16 protein-coding genes are annotated in these 19,905 nt (G+C 41.5%); 14 read left to right on the top strand and 2 right to left on the bottom strand.

Going from position 1 to position 19,905, the window contains the following annotated elements; all coding sequences use genetic code 11:
- Positions 1–82: 82 nt before the first annotated feature.
- From cdaA to TZ91_RS06980, 8 genes are all read left to right on the top strand, one after another.
- Positions 83–940: a diadenylate cyclase CdaA gene (cdaA, locus tag TZ91_RS07015; protein WP_033686542.1), complete on the top strand. Its 858-nt coding sequence runs from the start codon at positions 83–85 to the stop codon at positions 938–940.
- Entirely contained in the window at positions 927–1,706 is a 780-nt protein-coding gene (locus TZ91_RS07010; RefSeq protein ID WP_033686543.1) for a CdaR family protein, read from the top strand. The genes cdaA and TZ91_RS07010 overlap by 14 nt, the downstream gene beginning before the upstream one ends.
- Positions 1,707–1,730: 24 nt before the next feature.
- The gene (glmM, locus tag TZ91_RS07005; RefSeq protein ID WP_024057226.1) at positions 1,731–3,083 is read left to right on the top strand and encodes a phosphoglucosamine mutase; all 1,353 of its coding nucleotides are present in this window, start codon (positions 1,731–1,733) and stop codon (positions 3,081–3,083) included.
- 73 nt (positions 3,084–3,156) lie between these two features.
- Positions 3,157–3,531, top strand: a complete 375-nt coding sequence (locus TZ91_RS07000) for a DUF1149 family protein (protein ID WP_001050081.1) — start codon at positions 3,157–3,159, stop codon at positions 3,529–3,531.
- A gap of 1 nt (position 3,532) precedes the next feature.
- Positions 3,533–4,381 (top strand): DegV family protein, encoded by an 849-nt coding sequence (locus TZ91_RS06995; RefSeq protein WP_024057227.1) that lies wholly within the window; start codon positions 3,533–3,535, stop codon positions 4,379–4,381.
- A gap of 378 nt (positions 4,382–4,759) precedes the next feature.
- Positions 4,760–5,527, top strand: a complete 768-nt coding sequence (gene dapB / locus TZ91_RS06990; RefSeq protein WP_033686544.1) for a 4-hydroxy-tetrahydrodipicolinate reductase — start codon at positions 4,760–4,762, stop codon at positions 5,525–5,527.
- Positions 5,524–6,723, top strand: a complete 1,200-nt coding sequence (locus TZ91_RS06985; protein ID WP_080702827.1) for a CCA tRNA nucleotidyltransferase — start codon at positions 5,524–5,526, stop codon at positions 6,721–6,723. Before dapB ends, TZ91_RS06985 begins: the two co-directional genes overlap by 4 nt.
- On the top strand, positions 6,720–8,591 hold the full coding sequence (locus tag TZ91_RS06980) for an ABC-F family ATP-binding cassette domain-containing protein (protein ID WP_033686546.1): 1,872 nt from the start codon (positions 6,720–6,722) through the stop codon (positions 8,589–8,591). Before TZ91_RS06985 ends, TZ91_RS06980 begins: the two co-directional genes overlap by 4 nt.
- A gap of 36 nt (positions 8,592–8,627) precedes the next feature.
- Here TZ91_RS06980 and mntE read toward each other — a convergent pair whose 3' ends face one another.
- Positions 8,628–9,812: a CDF family manganese efflux transporter MntE gene (gene mntE / locus TZ91_RS06975; protein WP_033686548.1), complete on the bottom strand. Its 1,185-nt coding sequence runs from the start codon at positions 9,810–9,812 to the stop codon at positions 8,628–8,630.
- A gap of 306 nt (positions 9,813–10,118) precedes the next feature.
- Here mntE and TZ91_RS06970 point away from each other — a divergent pair, with 306 nt between their 5' ends.
- The 5 genes from TZ91_RS06970 to yaaA all read left to right on the top strand — a co-directional run bounded on the left by TZ91_RS06970 (position 10,119) and on the right by yaaA (position 15,982).
- Positions 10,119–12,815, top strand: coding sequence for a cation-translocating P-type ATPase (locus TZ91_RS06970; RefSeq protein WP_033686549.1), 2,697 nt, complete (start codon positions 10,119–10,121; stop codon positions 12,813–12,815).
- A gap of 113 nt (positions 12,816–12,928) precedes the next feature.
- Positions 12,929–13,339 (top strand): peptide deformylase, encoded by a 411-nt coding sequence (locus TZ91_RS06965; RefSeq protein WP_023948119.1) that lies wholly within the window; start codon positions 12,929–12,931, stop codon positions 13,337–13,339.
- An 11-nt stretch (positions 13,340–13,350) separates the two neighbouring features.
- Positions 13,351–14,946 carry a hypothetical protein gene (locus TZ91_RS06960; protein WP_033686550.1) on the top strand — a complete coding sequence of 532 codons (1,596 nt, stop codon included), beginning with the start codon at positions 13,351–13,353 and terminating at the stop codon, positions 14,944–14,946.
- Positions 14,947–15,010: 64 nt separating this feature from the next.
- Positions 15,011–15,175 (top strand): YczI family protein, encoded by a 165-nt coding sequence (locus TZ91_RS06955; RefSeq protein ID WP_033686551.1) that lies wholly within the window; start codon positions 15,011–15,013, stop codon positions 15,173–15,175.
- Positions 15,176–15,253: 78 nt separating this feature from the next.
- Positions 15,254–15,982 carry a peroxide stress protein YaaA gene (gene yaaA / locus TZ91_RS06950; RefSeq protein WP_033686552.1) on the top strand — a complete coding sequence of 243 codons (729 nt, stop codon included), beginning with the start codon at positions 15,254–15,256 and terminating at the stop codon, positions 15,980–15,982.
- A gap of 50 nt (positions 15,983–16,032) precedes the next feature.
- Here the strand turns inward: yaaA and pclR are convergent, their stop codons facing one another.
- Positions 16,033–17,517, bottom strand: a complete 1,485-nt coding sequence (gene pclR, locus TZ91_RS06945) for a virulence transcriptional activator PclR (RefSeq protein WP_033686553.1) — start codon at positions 17,515–17,517, stop codon at positions 16,033–16,035.
- Positions 17,518–17,733: 216 nt separating this feature from the next.
- Between pclR and TZ91_RS10425 the strand changes: the two genes are divergently transcribed.
- Positions 17,734–19,905: mucin-binding protein (locus tag TZ91_RS10425; protein WP_045597491.1), on the top strand; the 2,172-nt coding region annotated here is incomplete at its 3' end.

The following is a 19,905-nucleotide window of genomic DNA, read 5'->3' as shown; positions in this document are numbered from 1 at the left end:
AAAATGAAGTAGGATAGGGAAAAAAATGCCAGAAAAATGGTATAATAGAGAGGAACGTGTTTGGACAGAGAGGAGACAGCAGATGAACTTTCAACAATTATCCAACCTGCAATATTGGACTAGCTTGTTTTCTAGTCCTTGGAGTATTGCCATCAATCTGTTTGATATTTTGATTGTGACCTATGTTTTGTATCGTTTTACAAAAGCGATAGCTGGTACCAAGATTATGATTTTGGTGCGGGGGGTCTTGATCTTTGTATTAGCTCAGGTTGTGGCCAATATCCTTGGTTTAACAACGATTTCTTGGTTGATTAATCAGATTATCACCTATGGGGTTATTGCTGCGGTTGTTATCTTCTCTCCAGAGATTCGGACTGGTTTGGAACGCTTGGGAAGGGCGACAGATTTCTTTTCTACTGCTCAAATTAGTGCAGAGGAGCAAATGATTCGTGCCTTTGTCAAGTCGGTTGAATATATGAGTCCCCGTAAGATTGGTGCTCTGGTTGCTATTCAACGAGTTCGGACCTTACAAGAATACATCGCGACAGGAATTCCCTTGGATGCCAAAATTTCGGCAGAACTCCTCATCAATATTTTTATTCCCAACACTCCTCTACACGATGGTGCTGTGATTATCAGAGAAAATCGAATAGCAGTAACCTCTGCCTATCTGCCCTTGACAGAAAGCACAGGGATTTCCAAGGAATTTGGGACCAGACACCGAGCGGCTATCGGTTTATCAGAAGTGTCCGATGCCTTGACCTTTATCGTCTCAGAGGAAACAGGTGGTATTTCTATTACCTACAATGGGGTTTTCAAGCATGATTTGACGATTGAAGAATTTGAAGCAGAGCTACGAGCAATTCTTTTGCCAGCTGTTGAGGAAAAAGTCAGTTTCAAGGACCGTTTGCTAGGAGGTTGGAAATATGAGAAAAAATAGTCTATATATCATCTCATCTCTTTTTTTTGCTTGTGTCTTATTTATCTATGCAACGTCAACCAACTTTCAAAATAGCAATACCGCAAGGCAGGTCAAATCAGAAACCTACACCAATACGATAACGAACGTTCCTATCGATATCCACTATGATAATGAACAGTATTTCATTAGCGGATTTGCATCAGAAGTTTCAGTGGTATTAACCGGAGCTAATCGTGTGACCTTGGCCAGCGAAATGCAGGAGAGCACTCGTAAGTTTAAGGTAACTGCTGATTTGACGGATGCCAGTATTGGAACAATTGAAGTTCCCTTAAATATTGAAAATCTTCCAAGTGGATTGACTGCTGTGGCAACGCCTCAAAAGATTACAGTGAAAGTTGGGAAGAAGGTTAAACGAGATGGGATGATTGTTGTGCCACAAGTTGACCAAAGCCAGATTGATCCGAAGCTACAACTTGATAGTGTAACCGTGTCAAATGAACGCGTTTCGGTCACAACTGACCAAGAAACATTAGCTAAGATTGACAAAATTATTGCACTTTTACCAACCAGCGAACGCATAACAGGTAATTACAGTGGTTCGGTACCTTTGCAGGCAATCGACCGTAATGGTGTTGTCTTACCGGCAGTTATTACTCCGTTCGACACAACAATGAAGGTGACTACAAAACCAGTAGCACCAAGTTCAAGTACATCAAATTCAACAACAAGCAGTTCGTCGGAGACATCTTCGTCATCGAAAGCAACTAGTTCAAAAACGAATTAAAAATAGGAAAAGGATTTTATAAAAATGGGTAAATATTTTGGGACTGATGGAGTCCGTGGAGAAGCTAACGTAGAATTAACGCCAGAATTGGCCTTTAAACTAGGACGTTTTGGAGGCTATGTTCTTAGCCAACATGAAACGGAAGCACCGAAAGTTTTTGTAGGACGTGACACACGTATTTCAGGGGAAATGCTAGAATCTGCCTTGGTGGCAGGTCTCCTCTCTGTAGGGATTCACGTCTACAAACTTGGTGTTCTTGCAACACCAGCAGTAGCTTACTTGGTTAAAACTGAAGGGGCAAGTGCCGGTGTCATGATTTCTGCTAGCCACAACCCAGCCCTTGATAATGGGATTAAGTTCTTTGGTGGTGATGGTTTCAAACTAGATGATGAAAAAGAAGCAGAAATTGAAGCCCTGCTAGATGCTGCAGAAGACACTCTGCCACGTCCAAGTGCTGAAGGCTTGGGAACCTTGGTAGATTATCCAGAAGGCTTGCGTAAGTATGAAGGATATCTTGTTTCAACTGGAACTCCTCTTGAAGGAATGAAGGTTGCCTTGGATACGGCCAATGGTGCAGCTTCTACAAGTGCCCGTCAAATCTTTGCAGATCTTGGCGCTCAATTGACGGTTATCGGGGAAACACCAGACGGTCTTAACATCAATCTTAATGTTGGTTCAACCCACCCAGAAGCCCTTCAAGAAGTGGTCAAAGAAAGCGGATCAGCGATTGGTTTGGCCTTTGACGGAGACAGTGACCGTTTGATTGCTGTTGATGAGAATGGTGAGATCGTTGATGGTGACAAAATCATGTACATTATCGGAAAGTACCTTTCTGAAAAAGGACAATTGGCCCAAAATACAATTGTGACAACTGTTATGTCCAACCTTGGTTTCCACAAGGCCTTGGACCGTGAAGGCATTAACAAGGCAGTCACTGCAGTTGGCGACCGCTATGTTGTGGAAGAAATGAGAAAATCAGGCTACAACCTCGGTGGTGAACAGTCTGGTCACGTCATCTTGATGGACTACAATACAACAGGTGATGGTCAATTATCAGCTGTTCAATTGACAAAAATCATGAAGGAAACTGGTAAGAGCCTGTCAGAGTTAGCAGCAGAAGTAACCATCTATCCACAAAAATTAGTCAATATCCGAGTGGAAAATGCCATGAAGGAAAAGGCTATGGAAGTGCCAGCTATTAAGGCTATCATCGAGAAGATGGAAGCTGAAATGGCAGGGAATGGCCGTATCCTTGTTCGTCCAAGTGGAACAGAGCCCCTCTTGCGTGTTATGGCAGAAGCTCCTACAACAGAAGAAGTGGACTACTATGTTGATACCATCGCAGACGTAGTTCGAGCTGAAATCGGGATTGACTAAATCCTAGAAAACTAGATGAAAATAAAAAATTATGGTACAATAGCTTATAATATTGTAGCCAAGGGAGAAAGACATGAATCTTAAACGTGAACAAGAATTTGTTAGTCAGTATCATTTTGATGCGCGTAATTTTGAATGGGAAAATGAAAATGGAGCTCCTGAAACTAAGGTGGATGTGAACTTCCAATTAATTCAACATGACCAAGAAAATCAAGTGACTTCCTTGATTGTTGTCTTGAGTTTTATGATTGTATTTGATAAATTTGTCATCAGTGGAACCATTTCACAGGTGAATCATATCGATGGTCGTATTGTTAACGAACCAAGTGAATTGAACCAAGAAGAAGTGGAAACCTTGGCTCGTCCATGTTTGAACATGCTCAACCGTTTGACTTACGAAGTAACTGAAATTGCATTAGACTTACCAGGAATCAATTTGGAGTTCTAATATGAAATTAGCTGTTATCACAGATTCCTCTGCCTATCTCAGTGCAGATACCTTGCAAAGAGAAGATTTATATGTCTTGGATATTCCTGTCAATATTGATGGTGAGGAGTATGTTGAGGGTATCAATCTGACTGCTGAGGAATTTTACCAAAAAATGGCTCAGGCTTCTGAATTGCCTAAGACCAGTCAACCAAGTATTGCCAAGTTAGATGAGATTCTAACTTCGCTCAAAGAACAAGGCTATACCCATGCTTTGGGGCTTTTCCTATCTTCTGGAATTTCAGGTTTTTACCAAAATATCCAGTACATGGTCGATGATTATGAGGGCTTAACCATTGCCTTCCCAGACACTTTGATTACAAGTGCTCCTCTGGGTATCATGGTTGAAAGTGTCTTTAACTGGCGAGACCAGGGCGATGACTTTGCCATTATTCAGGATAAGCTAGCTATTCAAATTAGTCACACATCTGCTTTCATCATGGTCGATGATTTGGATCATTTGGTAAAAGGGGGACGCCTTTCAAATGGAGCTGCGATTTTGGGCAATCTGCTAAGCATTAAGCCAATCCTCTATTTCAATGACCAAGGTGTGATTGAAGTTTACGAAAAAGTTCGTACTGAAAAGAAAGCAACCAAGCGCTTAATTGAGATTATCAAGGAAGTCACAGCTTCAGGCCAATATCGTATCATTGTCATTCACGGGAATGCTCCTGAAAAGGCTGAGGAATTGCGTCAGCACTTGCTAGATTCTGAAGTGGGTACGGATATTTCACTTGCTACATTTGGTAGTGTCATTGGGACACACCTAGGAGCAGGAAGCATTGCTCTGGGTTATATTCCAGTGATTTAGTTGGCGCTTCTAGGCTAGTTAAGAAATAGCAATTGAACACGGACTACCTGCCTCTTGAAAAAAGATGCCTGTCTTACCTTTCATGGAAAGTCAGCGCCATCCCCTATTTTTCACGGGCAGCTAAGGCCCTTTGTATCTTGATAATTGAACACGCCTGGAACCCTTTGTGAAAAAGATAGTTCTTCCAAGGAGGAGACACTCCTTGATTAGAACTCCTATTTTCACTCTGTGTTCTTACAGGCTTTGTATCTTAGAAATTGAACACGGACTACCTGCCTCTTGAAAAAAGATGCCTGTCTTGCCTTTCATGGAAAGTCAGCGTCATTCCCTATTTTTCAAGGGCAGCTATCGTCCTTTGTATCTTAGTCAGGAGTAGAGATGAGTATTCGAGTAATTATTGCTGGTTTTAAGGGAAAGATGGGACAAGCTGCTTGTCAGATGGTCTTGGCTGATTCAGATTTGGACTTGGTAGCAGTTTTGGATCCCTTTGAGTCTGAATCAGAATGGCAGGGTATTCCTGTTTTCAAGGATAAGGCTGATTTGGTCGGTTTTGAAGCAGATGTCTGGGTAGACTTTACTACACCAGCTGTTGCCTATGAAAATACACGCTTTGCTCTTGAAAATGGCTTTGCTCCAGTAGTTGGAACAACTGGTTTCACGAGTGAAGAAATTGCAGAGCTGAAAGCATTTTCTCGTGAACAAAATTTGGGTGGTTTAATCGCTCCTAACTTTGCCTTGGGTGCTGTTTTACTCATGCAATTTGCAAGGCAGGCTGCTAAATATTTCCCAAATGTGGAGATTATCGAGCTCCATCATGACAAGAAAAAGGATGCTCCGAGTGGAACTGCTATTAAAACAGCTGAGTTAATGGCAGAAGTTCGAGAGTCTATCCAGCAGGGTGCAGCAGATGAGGAAGAATTGATTGCAGGTGCTCGTGGTGCTGACTTTGATGGCATGCGCATCCACTCAGTTCGTTTGCCAGGCTTGGTAGCCCATCAGGAAGTCATCTTTGGCAATCAGGGAGAAGGATTGACACTCCGTCATGACTCCTATGATCGCAGCTCCTTCATGACAGGGGTGAATTTGGGAATTAAAGAAGTTGTCAAGCGTCATGAGCTTGTCTATGGATTAGAACACTTATTATGAGATTAACGCAAATGCCTTCTGAATTTCAGAAGGCTTTACCAGTATTAGAAAAAATTAAAGAAGCAGGTTTTGAGGCCTATTTTGTTGGAGGTTCTGTTCGAGATGCCCTCCTCAATCGTCCTATCCATGATGTGGATATTGCGACGTCTTCTTATCCAGAAGAAACCAAGCAGATTTTTCCGCGAACAGCCGATATCGGAATCGAGCATGGAACTGTCTTGGTCTTAGATGGGGACGAGGAGTATGAGGTGACTACTTTTCGGACAGAGGATGTCTATGTGGACTATCGCAGACCCAGTGCGGTCTCTTTTGTGCGCTCGCTAGAAGAAGACCTCAAACGCCGTGATTTCACAGTCAACGCCTTTGCCTTGGACGATACAGGAGAAATCATTGACTTGTTTCATGGTTTAGAAGATTTGGAAAAGCAAGTCTTACGAGCAGTTGGAGTGGCAAGTGAGCGTTTCAACGAAGATGCTTTGCGGATTATGCGTGGTTTTCGTTTTCAGGCTAGTCTTGGCTTCGAACTTGAGTCAGAAACATTTAAAGCTATGAAAATTTTGACGCCACTTTTGGAGAAAATTTCTGTGGAGCGTACCTTCGTTGAGTTTGATAAACTCTTGCTGGCTCCATTTTGGAGAAGGGGTTTGGCTTCCATGATTGAGAGTCAAGCTTATGACTATCTCCCTGATATGGCATCTAGCCAGGACGAGCTTAATAGACTGTTTGATTTGGAGACTGATTTCACCTTTAAATCCTCTGAACAAGCCTGGGCAGCTCTACTGTGGGCTTTGGAGATTGAAAATGCGCAGCCATTTTTGAAGGCTTGGAAGACCTCACGCCAGTTTGCCAAGCAAGTTCAGGATTTGCTGACTATTTTGGCCTTGCGTGAAAAGGGAGAATTGAGCAAGCGCGATTGTTATCGCTTTGATTTAGATTTACTTTTACAGGCTGAAAATCTTCGTCAGGCTCAAGGAAAACCAGTCAACCCGCAAGTCATCACAGAGACCTATCAGAGTTTGACCATTCATGACAAGAAAGAAATTCAGATTAATGGTGGCATTTTGATTAAGGAATATGGCTACCAACCAGGTCCAGACTTGGGAGAGATTTTAACAGAGATTGAGTATGCCATTGTCGATGGAGAATTGGAAAATGACCGTCAAGCCATCCATGCTTATCTAAGGGAGAAAAAATGAGTGATTTTATCGTTGAAAAACTAAGTAAATCCGTCGGTGACAAGACCGTTTTTAAAGATATTTCCTTTATCATCCATGACCTAGACAGAATAGGTCTGATTGGTGTCAATGGGACTGGCAAGACCACCCTTTTAGATGTTCTTTCTGGTGTTTCTGGCTTTGATGGGGATGTCAGTCCCTTTTCAGCTAAGAATGATTACCAGATTGGTTACTTGACCCAAGATCCTGATTTTGATGATAGAAAGACGGTCTTAGATACGGTTTTATCTAGCGACCTCAAGGAAATCCAGCTTATTCGTGAGTATGAATTGATTATGCTCAACTATAGTGAGGACAAGCAAGCGCGTTTGGAACGAGTCATGGCAGAAATGGACTCTCTCCAAGCTTGGGAAATTGAGAGTCAGGTCAAGACCGTTCTCAGCAAGCTGGGTATTCAGGACTTATCTACTCCTGTTGGGGAATTGTCAGGTGGTCTAAGAAGACGGGTCCAATTGGCGCAAGTTTTACTTGGCAACCACGACCTCTTGCTTTTGGATGAGCCAACCAACCATCTGGATATTGCGACTATTGAGTGGCTGACCCTCTTTTTAAAAAATTCTAAGAAGACAGTTCTCTTTATCACTCACGATCGTTATTTCTTAGACGCTTTGTCAACACGGATTTTCGAATTGGATCGCGCAGGCTTGACCGAATATCAGGGCAATTATCAGGACTATGTTCGCCTTAAGGCGGAACAGGATGAGCGTGACGCGGCTCTTCTTCACAAAAAAGAACAACTTTATAAGCAAGAATTGGCCTGGATGCGCAGACAACCGCAGGCGCGTGCAACCAAGCAGCAAGCTCGTATCAATCGTTTCCACGACTTGAAGAAAGAAGTCTCAGGTGGCGTTGCTGAAACAGATTTGACCATGAACTTTGAAACCAGTCGTATTGGGAAGAAAGTCATCGAGTTTCAGGATGTTTCCTTTGCCTATGAAAATAAGCCCATTTTGCAAGATTTTAATCTCTTGGTGCAGGCCAAAGACCGTATTGGAATCGTTGGGGACAACGGTGTTGGGAAATCAACCCTGCTCAACCTGATTGCTGGAAGTCTTGATCCAACTGAAGGCCAAGTTGTCATAGGGGAAACTGTTCGCATCGCCTATTTTTCTCAGCAAATTGAGGGCTTGGATGAAAGCAAGCGAGTGATCAATTACTTGCAGGAAGTGGCAGAAGAGGTCAAGACCAGCGGTGGTTCTACGACTTCAATTGCAGAGTTGCTGGAGCAGTTCCTTTTCCAACGTTCGACGCATGGAACCTTGATTGAGAAATTGTCTGGGGGAGAGAAAAAACGTCTTTATCTCCTCAAATTACTCTTGGAAAAACCAAATGTTCTTCTCTTGGACGAACCGACAAATGACCTAGATATTGCGACTTTGACAGTTTTGGAGAATTTCTTGCAAGGCTTTGCGGGTCTAGTTTTGACTGTTAGTCACGACCGCTATTTCTTGGATAAGGTAGCGACCAAGATTCTTGCATTTGAGGATGGTAAAATTCGTCCTTTCTTTGGTCATTACACTGATTACCTTGATGAAAAAGCCTTTGAAACAGAGATGGCCAATCAAGTGCAAAAGGTCGAAAAGGAGAAAGTGGTCAAGGTCCGTGAAGACAAGAAACGCATGACCTACCAAGAAAAGCAGGAGTGGGCAAGCATTGAAGGCGATATTGAAACCTTGGAAAATCGTATCGCTGCTATTGAAGAGGAGATGCAGGCCAATGGTTCTGACTTTGGTAAGCTGGCTACTCTCCAAAAAGAATTAGATGAGAATAACGAAGCACTCCTTGAAAAATACGAACGCTATGAGTATCTCAGTGAGTTTGATAGCTAGAAGAATAGAAAAATCCCGTCTCATGACAGGATTTCTCTATTCTTTTTTGGTTTCTTGATGAAAGATATTTTGCCAGGTTTCGTGGCGTCGCCAGATACTGGTATGGACGATGCCATCTAATTCATAGTAGATGAGTTTGGTCTTTTGACTGATGGAAGTGATTTGAATGTCTTTGATAGCAGAATTCAAGTCTTTTTCGGCTTTATAGGCCTCTTTATCCATCTGCTCTCCATCTTGACGAATATAGACAAAATCGTCAGCCAAGAGTTCTTCCAGTTGATTTCCTTGGTCAATCAATTGTTCGCGCATAAGCAATTTTTTGTAGACATTGTCTAAAATTTCATCCTCAGGGATAGGCGCTGGCTCAATATGGACATCGGTATCAAAGACGCCAAAACGTTCCTCCAGCATAGACTCGACTTGATCCGCGATTTCATGACTCTCAAAAACAGACAAGTCAGGATTCATTTCTAGCGTAATATCAAGATAAATGTTGCTACCGTAGGTGCGACCTCTTTGGGACTTAACCTTGCTGATTTTGGGAATTTCCATAATGGCCTTTTGATAGTCCTCAAGCAGACGGTCGTCAAAGCCATCTGAAAGACTAAAAGAAGACTCGATGAAGATATCATAAGCAGTTTTCAAGATAAAGAAAGTGATGATAATGGCAACCAGTTTATCCACAATGGGATAATTGAAACTGCTGGCCAGGATGGCAATGGTAGTACCAAGTGAGGTGACAGCATCAGAAAGATTGTCCTTGGCTGCTGCCTTTAGTGCCTTGGAGTTGGATTTCTTACTGAGGCGAGTATTGTAGAGATAAACTACAAACATAATCGATGCAGAAATAATTCCTAGAGTTGCACCAAGAGGATCGATGACCGTTTCTTCACGACTGAGAATCTTCTGAATGGTATCCCTTAGAACATCAAAGCCAACATAGAACATGATGATGGAAGTGATTAAGCTAGCCAAATCCTCAATCTTCCAGTGGCCAAAACGGTGGTCACGGTCTGCAGGTTGGCGCGCCATCCGAATCCCAATCAAGAGGGCAACATTTCCGATAATATCGGATACGTTGTTGAAACCATCGGCTACCAAACTGGACGAATGAAGGAGGTGGCCAGTTGCTAATTTGGCTGCAGACAAGATCAAATAGGTTGAAATGCTGATAATGGCCCCACGCTCAGCTAATTTGAGATTTGAGATAGATTGCTTCATTCAACTTCCTTTCTAGTCATATAGCATTCTACCATTATACTGGTTTTCAAGGGAAAATTCAAATAAGGCAGTTTTTACTCTTTGAAAACTTTCCAAAATTTGGTATAATAGTACTACTCAAGGGAGTAGCTGGCAGAAACCTGTGATAGTGTCGTCATTCCGAATTTTATACTGAAAAGTATGCTTTCCGGCACTATCTTAAACAGCGAGACTTGTTATGATTAACAGGTCTCTTTTTGTTTGTCGTGAAAAGATACGATGGGGAAAAGAGAGTCTGTTTTGCACACAATGTCAAGGAGGAGACACATGTCAAAAGAACAAAAACGCCAAGCGTTTTACACTCAGAGTCCTGAAGAGGTCTTGCAGGCTGTGGATGCGACCGAGCAAGGTTTGTCATCAAGTGAGGCGGAAAAGCGCCTTGCCGAATTTGGCCACAATGAACTCGAAGAAGGAGAGAAACGATCAATCCTGGTCAAATTCATCGAGCAATTTAAGGATTTGATGATTATCATCCTAGTTGCGGCAGCAATCTTGTCAGTCGTGACTTCTGGTGGGGAAGATATCGCAGATGCTATTATCATCCTAGCTGTGGTTATCATCAATGCTGCCTTTGGTGTTTACCAAGAAGGGAAAGCAGAAGAAGCCATTGAAGCCCTCAAGTCTATGTCTAGTCCAGCTGCCCGCGTTCTTCGTGATGGGCATATGGCGGAGATTGACTCTAAAGAATTGGTACCTGGAGATATCGTTGCCCTCGAAGCAGGTGATGTTGTACCAGCAGACCTACGTTTGCTTGAAGCCAACTCTCTTAAAATTGAAGAAGCAGCTCTTACAGGTGAGTCTGTGCCAGTCGAAAAAGACTTGACAGTTGAACTTGCTACAGATGCTGGTATCGGTGATCGTGTCAACATGGCCTTCCAAAACTCTAACGTGACTTATGGTCGTGGTCTTGGTGTTGTTGTCAATACTGGTATGTATACTGAAGTTGGTCATATTGCTGGTATGCTTCAAGATGCGGATGAGACTGATACACCACTCAAACAAAACTTGAACAACCTTTCTAAGGTCTTGACCTATGTAATTTTGGTCATTGCCCTTGTTACTTTTGTAGTTGGAGTCTTCATTCAAGGAAAAGATCCACTTGGTGAGTTGATGACCTCTGTTGCCCTTGCTGTTGCAGCCATTCCAGAAGGACTCCCTGCTATCGTGACCATCGTTCTTGCCCTTGGTACTCAAGTTTTGGCCAAACGAAACTCTATCGTTCGTAAGTTGCCAGCAGTAGAAACACTTGGTTCAACAGAAATCATTGCTTCTGATAAGACTGGTACGCTGACCATGAACAAGATGACAGTCGAAAAAGTCTTCTACGATGCAGTCCTACATGACTCAGCTGATGACATTGAACTAGGTCTTGAAATGCCCCTACTTCGCTCAGTTGTCTTGGCAAATGATACTAAAATCGATGTGGAAGGTAACTTGATTGGTGACCCAACCGAAACAGCCTTTATCCAATATGCCTTGGACAAGGGCTACGATGTCAAAGGATTCTTAGAGAAATATCCTCGTGTGGCTGAGTTGCCATTTGACTCTGACCGTAAGCTCATGTCAACGGTTCACCCATTGCAAGATGGTCGTTTCCTTGTAGCAGTCAAGGGTGCGCCAGACCAACTTTTGAAACGTTGTGTTCTTCGTGACAAGGCTGGGGATATTGCTCCGATTGATGAGAAGGTTACAAACCTCATTCATACAAACAACTCTGAAATGGCTCACCAAGCCTTGCGTGTCCTTGCAGGTGCTTATAAGATTATTGACAGCATTCCAGAAAACCTCACTTCTGAAGAGCTTGAAAATGATTTAATCTTTACTGGCTTGATTGGGATGATTGACCCTGAACGTCCTGAAGCTGCTGAGGCTGTTCGTGTGGCTAAGGAAGCGGGAATCCGTCCAATCATGATTACAGGTGACCACCAAGATACTGCAGAAGCGATTGCCAAACGTTTGGGAATCATTGATGCAAACGATACAGAAGGCCACGTTTTAACTGGTGCTGAGCTCAATGAATTGTCAGATGAAGACTTTGAAAAAGTAGTTGGTCAATACTCTGTTTATGCCCGTGTGTCTCCAGAGCACAAGGTTCGTATCGTGAAGGCTTGGCAAAAACAAGGTAAAGTCGTTGCCATGACAGGTGACGGTGTCAATGATGCGCCAGCTCTGAAAACAGCAGATATCGGTATCGGTATGGGAATCACTGGTACAGAGGTTTCTAAGGGAGCTTCTGACATGATTCTTGCAGATGATAACTTTGCGACCATCATTGTCGCAGTTGAAGAAGGACGTAAGGTCTTCTCAAACATTCAAAAGACTATTCAGTACCTACTTTCTGCCAATACTGCTGAAGTATTAACCATCTTCCTATCAACCTTGTTTGGTTGGGATGTCTTGCAGCCAGTTCATCTCTTGTGGATCAACTTGGTAACCGATACTTTCCCAGCAATTGCACTAGGTGTTGAACCTGCTGAGCCTGGTGTCATGAACCATAAACCACGTGGTCGTAAGGCAAGCTTCTTCTCAGGTGGTGTTCTGACTTCTATCATCTATCAAGGTGTACTCCAAGCAGCTATTGTTATGAGTGTTTATGGACTTGCGATTGCTTACCCAGTACATGTGGGTGATAATCATGCTATTCATGCTGATGCCCTTACTATGGCCTTTGCAACCCTTGGTTTGATTCAGCTCTTCCATGCCTACAATGTCAAGTCTGTTTACCAGTCCATCTTGACAGTTGGACCATTCAAGTCTAAGACTTTCAACTGGTCCATCTTGGTATCCTTCATCCTTCTTATGGCAACAATTGTCGTAGAACCGCTTGAAGGAATCTTCCACGTAACCAAACTAGACTTGTCACAATGGGGAATCGTTATGGGCGGAAGCTTCTCAATGATTATTATCGTCGAAATTGTTAAGTTTATTCAACGTAAACTTGGCTTTGACAAGAATGCGATTTAAAAAAAGTCATCTTCGGATGGCTTTTTGCTACAGTTGAGGGAAAGGGCTTGCAGTTATCGGCTTTTGTGCTATAATTGCTATAATATAGTAAAAAGTAAGTGGAGTGTGAGGAAGTGGAGAAGAAAATTGTAAAGGATATTTTGTTTTTATCTCAGGTGTCTCAGCCGGCAAGTCAGGAAGACCTTTATCTTGCCAGAGATTTGCAGGATACGCTTTTAGCAAATCGTGAGACTTGTGTCGGTCTGGCTGCCAATATGATTGGGGTGCAGAAGCGCGTGATTATCTTTAATCTTGGCTTGGTTCCTGTGGTCATGTTTAACCCAGTGCTCCTGTCCTCTGAAGGAGTTTATGAGACAGAGGAAGGTTGTTTGTCCTTGACAGGTGTGAGACCTACTAAGCGTTATGAAATCATAAGGGTTGCTTATCGTGACAGCAAGTGGCAGGAACAGACCATTACCTTGACAGGCTTCCCAGCTCAGATTTGCCAGCATGAACTGGATCACTTGGAAGGACGAATCATTTAGGAGGAAAGCAAATGAAACGAATAGTCTTCGAACTTATTTTTATCGCAACGACCTGGTATATCTTTTTACCGCCCCTTAACCTAACCAGCTGGGAATTTCTATTTTTCCTCTGTGGGCATTTGCTGGTTGTAGCAATCTTATTTGGCTTTGGCAAGGGAATCAATCTGGTCAAAACGGTGCATGTGCGCCACGGCAAGGCAGAAGCTGCCTTAAATCTGGAGGGTTTCAAAATCAATTGGTTAGGGAAAATCCTTTTAGCTTCTATTGGAGGAATTCTTCTCTTAGCAGCCTTGGTTTCCTTGGTGACTTCTAGCATTTTTCAGGCTAAGAATTATGCCAATGTAGTCACGGTTACTGAAAAAGACTTTACTGAATTTCCTAAGAGTGACACCAGTAAGGTTCCTATTCTAGATAGAAGTACTGCTGAAAAAATTGGTGACCGCTACTTGGGTTCCCTAACGGATAAGGTGTCGCAGTACGTAGCGGCAGACACCTATACCCAATTGACGATTGATGGAAAACCTTATCGAGTTACGCCACTAGAATACGCAGATCCTATCAAGTGGTTTAATAATCAAGCCAAGGGAATCGGCGAATATATCAAGGTGGATATGGTAACTGGAAATGCGGACTTGGTGGACTTGAAGACACCAATCAAATATTCAGACTCGGAATATTTTAACCGTGATGTCAAACGTCACCTACGCTTGAAGTACCCAACTAAAATCTTCAAGACTCCATCTTTTGAGGTGGACGATGAGGGCAATCCTTTCTATGTGGCTACAGTTTACCAAAAGCAATTTGGGCTTGCGGTTCCTCGTCCTGTTTCAGTCATTATCTTGGATGCCACAAATGGAGAAACCAAGGAATACAGCTTGGCAGATGTTCCAGAATGGGTGGACAGGGTTTATCCAGCTGAGGAAACCATCGAGCAAATCAACTATAACGGCAAGTACAAGGACGGTTTCTGGAATGCTATGATTTCCAAGAAAAACGTGACCCAGACTACCAAGGGATATAATTATTTGTCTATCGGCAATGACATCTACCTATACACAGGAGTGACATCGGCCAATGCAGATGAAAGTAATCTTGGTTTTATCCTTGAAAATATGCGAACAGGAGAAATCACTAAGTATAGTTTGGCTTCTGCGACCGAAGAATCAGCCCGTGAATCAGCCGAAGGTGCTGTTCAGGAGAAATCCTACAAGGCAACCTTCCCAATCCTCATCAACCTCAATGACAAACCTCTCTACATCATGGGCTTGAAGGACAATGCTGGCTTGGTCAAAGAGTACGCTTTGGTAGATGCAGTCGAGTACCAAAACGTTATCGTAGCTACGACAGTGGAAGAGCTACTCAGCAAGTACGCTAATAAAAACGACCTTGAAATTGATAATGAAACGACAGAAAGTATCAAGGGTGTGGTGGAAGACCTCAAATCAGCTGTTATCAAGGGCGACACCGTCTACTTCTTTAAAGTTGATGGCAAGATTTACAAGGTTAAGGCCTCAGTATCAGATGACCTTCCTTACCTTGAAAATGGTAAAACCTTCGAAGGTCAAGTAGGAAAAGACAACTATCTCAAGACATTTAAAGTGCAGTAAAAAAGGTTTATTTAAGAAATATATGTTATAATAAGGTAAATTAAGACTAATGGAGGACAAACAAATGGGTTTTTATGTGATGGTTGCTTCAATGCTACTCGGACTGCTCGCTTTGAAGATAGGTTTTTCTCAGTTCAAGGAGAAAAAAGATAAATTCTTATCTATCTTAACAAGTTTAGCAGGCCTAGCCCTTGTTCTCGTGGCTATCTGGTTAGGATGGCCAAAATAAACAGAAAAACCTCGTTCAAACCGAGGTTTTTTAGATGAATTTCTTGGTAGTGGCAAAAAAATATGCTACACTATTAATATGAAAATTTTAATTCCAACAGCAAAAGAAATGAACACAGATTTGCCAAGTATTGAAGCCACTCCTTTAAAACCAGAAGGTCAGGCTGTGCTGGATGCCTTGGCTCTCTATTCTGCTAGTCAATTGGAGAGTTTTTACAAGGTATCAGCTGAGAAGGCGGCGGAAGAATTTCAAAATATCCAAGTTTTGAAAAGGCAGACTGCTCAACACTACCCAGCCTTGAAACTTTTTGATGGGCTGATGTACCGCCACATCAAGCGAGACAAACTGAACGATGCAGAACAGGCCTATCTTGAAAATCATGTCTTTATTACTTCGGCTTTGTACGGAGTCGTACCAGCCTTGTCACCCATAGCCCCTCACCGTTTGGACTTTTTGATGAAGTTAAAAGTCGCTGGTAAGACTTTGAAGAGCCATTGGAAGGCAGCCTATGATGAAGCTGTGAAGCAGGAAGAAATGATTTTTTCTCTCTTGTCGTCCGAGTTTGAGACTGTGTTTTCTAAGGAAATCAGAGAAAAAATGGTGACCTTCAAATTCATGGAGGATAGAGGTGGTCAGCTGAAGATTCACTCAACCATTTCCAAGAAAGCGCGTGGTGCCTTCCTAACATCTCTAATAGAAAATCAAGTACAAACTGTGGAGGAAGCACGTCGCTTGAACTTTGCCGGATTTGCCTACCGAGAAGATTTGTCCCAACCACAGGAATTGGTTTTTGTTAAGGAAGTTTAGAAATCAGATAAGAGAAAAAGTCAGCAGGATTATGCTGACTTTTTTCTAGCTTATAAAGTATTGGACAAATGAATCTCATTTGATAAAGTATTAAGATGATTAACCAAATCCATTATTGACAGATGATTTTGACAAATAAACTTCTTGGTAATTCCTGGAATATAGAAATTAGACACGATGATATCATAACCTGTCTGATTTAAAATCTCAGGACTCGTTTCCAATTCATCCCAAGTATCGAAGGTAAAGCGGTTATTACAGTAGTAGGAAAGCATATCAACAAAGGTAAGGGATATAGCATGGTCAAAATTACTGATAATCAAAACCTTGATAGGTGGTCGATTTTCTAACAACTGAGTAGAGAGGTTTTCAGCATGGGTTAAGATGGTGTACATCAAGTGTTCCAACTGTTCAGGATGGTCATGCTGTCCAATTGCCTGACGATATTGGGCCAGTTCTTGACGTGCACTTCCCATAAAGTCTGGGAAGTAAACTTCAAATTTTTTAATCGTCAATGCTTTTTGTTCAAATAAGATTGGGGTAGAAAAGATTTCCTGTCTTTCAAAGAAAGCAGTGTTGTGTAAATGCCAAATAAGCTCATCGTGGTTAGTAAAAGTAATCTTATATTGTTTTGCTAGGCGTTCTAATATTTGACTAAGTAATTGGTAAGAGTATCTTGCTTCACTGTTATCTTCTAAAGAGTTGAAGAATTCTTGAGGATCTAAGAAAAGATTGTTTTGAATAAAGGATATAAAAATTTGGGCAATGATATCTGGGGTGATTTCCAGTCCCAGTTTTTCAGAAAAATGGACAAGTATCTCCTCAAAGTTTGGAATACTCATCAAAAGAGGGTAGTATTCATCGTAGAAATGATTTGGTAAGTCGATGAAATGACCGTTTTTAATGCGGTAAATACTGATGGCTATCATCAATTTGTACATTCTATAGATTGAAAATCGCATTGGATAATTCGTGATCTTATAGAAGAAGTCAGTGAACTCTGTTAAATCCTCTTCAGGAAGGTCAGGAAAAGGCCAGTCTAGGAAATAATAGCGCTCAGAAAAATATTGGGCAAAAAAATAGCGAATATCGATTTCATTGCCACGTATTTCGGATGGAGTAAATGATAGTTCAATTTGGAATTGAGTTGACAGAGTTTTTGTAATATTTCTGCCCAATCGATAGAGGTTGGCATTACTAGAGTGAAGATTTTCTATTGTTCGATAAATAGGTAGGCCCTCATTAAAAAACAGATACTCTAGTAATTGAAAAGATTGAGAATGAGCAAGAAAATATTGATAAATATCTTCAACGCTAGTATTAACTTCTAAATCTATCATAATTCCGTTAACAGAAGATTGGATGTCAATAGTTGGAAAAGCAGCACGTAATTCATTTAAATCACTTTTTAGAATTCGTTCTGTACATCCTAACTTTTCGGCAAGTTCATGCAATTTCATCCAATTACGATTTTGAATCAAGGTTTCCATTAAACGTAATTGTCGCTGATCTTTCGTAGATAAAAGGTTACGCATATAGGTATTTCCTCCTTAATTTATTATATCATGTTTTTGTCTAAAAAGTACAAAAAACTTAGAGTAAGAAAATTGTCGTTAGTAATCAGAAAATTTAGAATAAGATAAGTGGCTCTTAGGTGCAAAAACAGAATATATTAATTCTTCAGAAAATATTGATTTATATATTGAATAGTTGTAGAGTTAAAACTATAAAATACTTTCTAGGAGTTCACAATGAAACATTCACATAAGAAATCATTTGACTGGTATAGTATGCAACAACGATACTCTATTCGTAAGTATCACTTTGGTGCGGCTAGTGTCTTGCTCGGGACAGCCTTAGTCTTGGGAACTGCTGCCAATGCGCAAGCAGTACAAGCGGAGGAACAACATCCTGAGGCAACTAATAGTGTTTCTGTTGATAAGGTAGATGAAGCTACTAAACCAGCAGAAGTTTATACACCTAAAAAAGAAACAACTTATGCAGCTCCAACTGTTGCTAACCCAGTAGAAACGACTCCAGCTAAAACTGATGAAGCTAAAGCGCCAGCAGAAAAAGTTGAAGAAGCTAAAATTCAGAAAGAAGAAGTATCTTCTAAAAATGCTGTTGATAAGACAAAATTATCAACGGCCCTTTTGCGCGCAGAAAAATTGGAGCTTAAGTTATACACTGAAGACAGTGTAAAACGCCTTCAAACTAGTATCCAATCTGCTAAAGGATTATTAAATAAAGCAGATGTGGCAGAGTCAGAATTATCTCAAGCTGAGTCTGATCTTCAAGCAGCAGTTATCGCTTTGGAACTTAGAGGGGCAACTACTAGCAAAGTTGCTAATAAAGTTGAAGTAGTTAGCAAAATTGAATCAGCTGAAAAGAGAAATGCTGAATCAAAGGTGGCTGAAAAAACTTCTGAAGTAGATAAAGAGTCAGTAGAAAAAGATAAAACTGCCTTAAAACCTGTAAAGGGACTTCGAGTTGAAGATGCAAAGGCAAATATAAAAGGCGGATGGAATATTCCGTTAGATCAAGAAGCGAGCTTGAGATTAAAGAGTGCTATTGAGGCTCATGCAGCACAAGGTAGTTCACGTCGTCGGAAACGTGCTATCGGAGATTTGGATTATACTTTCAAGAAAGTTATGACACCGGTCAATCCAGGTTTCTACGCAGATGCCAAGAGTGTTGATGAGTTAACAGTTAACCCAGACTATATAAATGAAACAGTTGTCAACGTTTGGTATAAAGACTTAGGTTATATCAATTTAGTTGACAAAGATGGACATTACATCAATTCAAATGGTGAGGTAGTCGAGAATAAAGAAGATGCTATTCGTCGACAATATAAAAACGATTTTAATGACACAACAAGAGCAGATGTTACTGAAATTCCTCAAGCACCAGTTGGTTGGAAAATTAGTGACAACCAATCTATTCGCGGATATGATGCAGAAACTAAAACTATTGATCCAAACGATGATAGTGATTTAGATGCTGTAGGTAAAGACTCTAATGTAGTCATTGAAAAAGAAAATCAAAAAGCTGTTATCCGTTATGTAAGCACTAACGGTAACCGTGTTCTCACAACAGATGAAGTGACAGGTAAGTCAGGTGAAGCCATTGCCTACAGTACAACAAGTCAAATCACAGAATTCAAGAAACAAGGCTATAAACTTGTTAGCGATGAATTCACAGCAGGTGGTGCGAAGGTTTATGACTACGATACAGCACGTGACCAAGTCTACACTGTAACCCTTTCAGAACGTGTTGAACCAGTTAACCCAGATAACCCAACTCCACAACCAAACACCCCAGTCAATCCAGGACAACCAGATAGCCCACGTTGGCCAGGAACAGTTGAAAACTTGGACAACAAGGAAAGTGTTAGCCGTACCATCCATTACGTTTACGAAGATGGAAGCAAGGCTAAGGATGATGTGGTTGAAACACTGAACTTCAAACGTTGGAGCAATGTCAACTTGGTAACAGGTCATATCGACTTCCAAGACTGGACAACTAATGATGATACGTTTGATAAAGTGGTATCACCAACCATCGCAGGTTACACAGCGGATAAATCAGAAATCCCAGCTGTAAGTGGAGTTCAAGCTAAAGACCAAGACCGTGTTGAAACAGTTACTTATCGTAAGGATGCTCAAAAAGCTGTTATCCGTTATGTAAGCACTAACGGTAACCGTGTTCTCACAACAGATGAAGTGACAGGTAAGTCAGGTGAAGCCATTGCCTACAGTACAACAAGTCAAATCACAGAATTCAAGAAACAAGGCTATAAACTTGTTAGCGATGAATTCACATCAGGTGGTGCGAAGGTTTATGACTACGATACAGCACGTGACCAAGTCTACACTGTAACCCTTTCAGAACGTGTTGAACCAGTTAACCCAGATAACCCA

This window comes from Streptococcus mitis (assembly GCF_000960025.1).
GTDB lineage: Bacteria > Bacillota > Bacilli > Lactobacillales > Streptococcaceae > Streptococcus > Streptococcus mitis_DH.
The sequence above is the reverse complement of the archived record's forward strand: the minus strand, read 5'-3'. Positions and strand labels throughout refer to the sequence as shown.

Excerpts from the sequence above, each read along its gene's own strand:
- TZ91_RS06980 (WP_033686546.1), top strand. The coding sequence starts at position 6,720 with ATGAGTGATTTTATCGTTGAAAAACTAAGTAAATCCGTCGGTGACAAG.
- TZ91_RS06970 (WP_033686549.1), top strand. The coding sequence starts at position 10,119 with ATGTCAAAAGAACAAAAACGCCAAGCGTTTTACACTCAGAGTCCTGAA.
- TZ91_RS07000 (WP_001050081.1), top strand. The coding sequence starts at position 3,157 with ATGAATCTTAAACGTGAACAAGAATTTGTTAGTCAGTATCATTTTGAT.
- cdaA (WP_033686542.1), top strand. The coding sequence starts at position 83 with ATGAACTTTCAACAATTATCCAACCTGCAATATTGGACTAGCTTGTTT.
- pclR (WP_033686553.1), bottom strand. The coding sequence starts at position 17,517 with ATGCGTAACCTTTTATCTACGAAAGATCAGCGACAATTACGTTTAATG.
- mntE (WP_033686548.1), bottom strand. The coding sequence starts at position 9,812 with ATGAAGCAATCTATCTCAAATCTCAAATTAGCTGAGCGTGGGGCCATT.
- glmM (WP_024057226.1), top strand. The coding sequence starts at position 1,731 with ATGGGTAAATATTTTGGGACTGATGGAGTCCGTGGAGAAGCTAACGTA.
- dapB (WP_033686544.1), top strand. The coding sequence starts at position 4,760 with ATGAGTATTCGAGTAATTATTGCTGGTTTTAAGGGAAAGATGGGACAA.
- TZ91_RS06985 (WP_080702827.1), top strand. The coding sequence starts at position 5,524 with ATGAGATTAACGCAAATGCCTTCTGAATTTCAGAAGGCTTTACCAGTA.
- TZ91_RS06955 (WP_033686551.1), top strand. The coding sequence starts at position 15,011 with ATGGGTTTTTATGTGATGGTTGCTTCAATGCTACTCGGACTGCTCGCT.
- TZ91_RS07010 (WP_033686543.1), top strand. The coding sequence starts at position 927 with ATGAGAAAAAATAGTCTATATATCATCTCATCTCTTTTTTTTGCTTGT.
- TZ91_RS06960 (WP_033686550.1), top strand. The coding sequence starts at position 13,351 with ATGAAACGAATAGTCTTCGAACTTATTTTTATCGCAACGACCTGGTAT.
- yaaA (WP_033686552.1), top strand. The coding sequence starts at position 15,254 with ATGAAAATTTTAATTCCAACAGCAAAAGAAATGAACACAGATTTGCCA.
- TZ91_RS06995 (WP_024057227.1), top strand. The coding sequence starts at position 3,533 with ATGAAATTAGCTGTTATCACAGATTCCTCTGCCTATCTCAGTGCAGAT.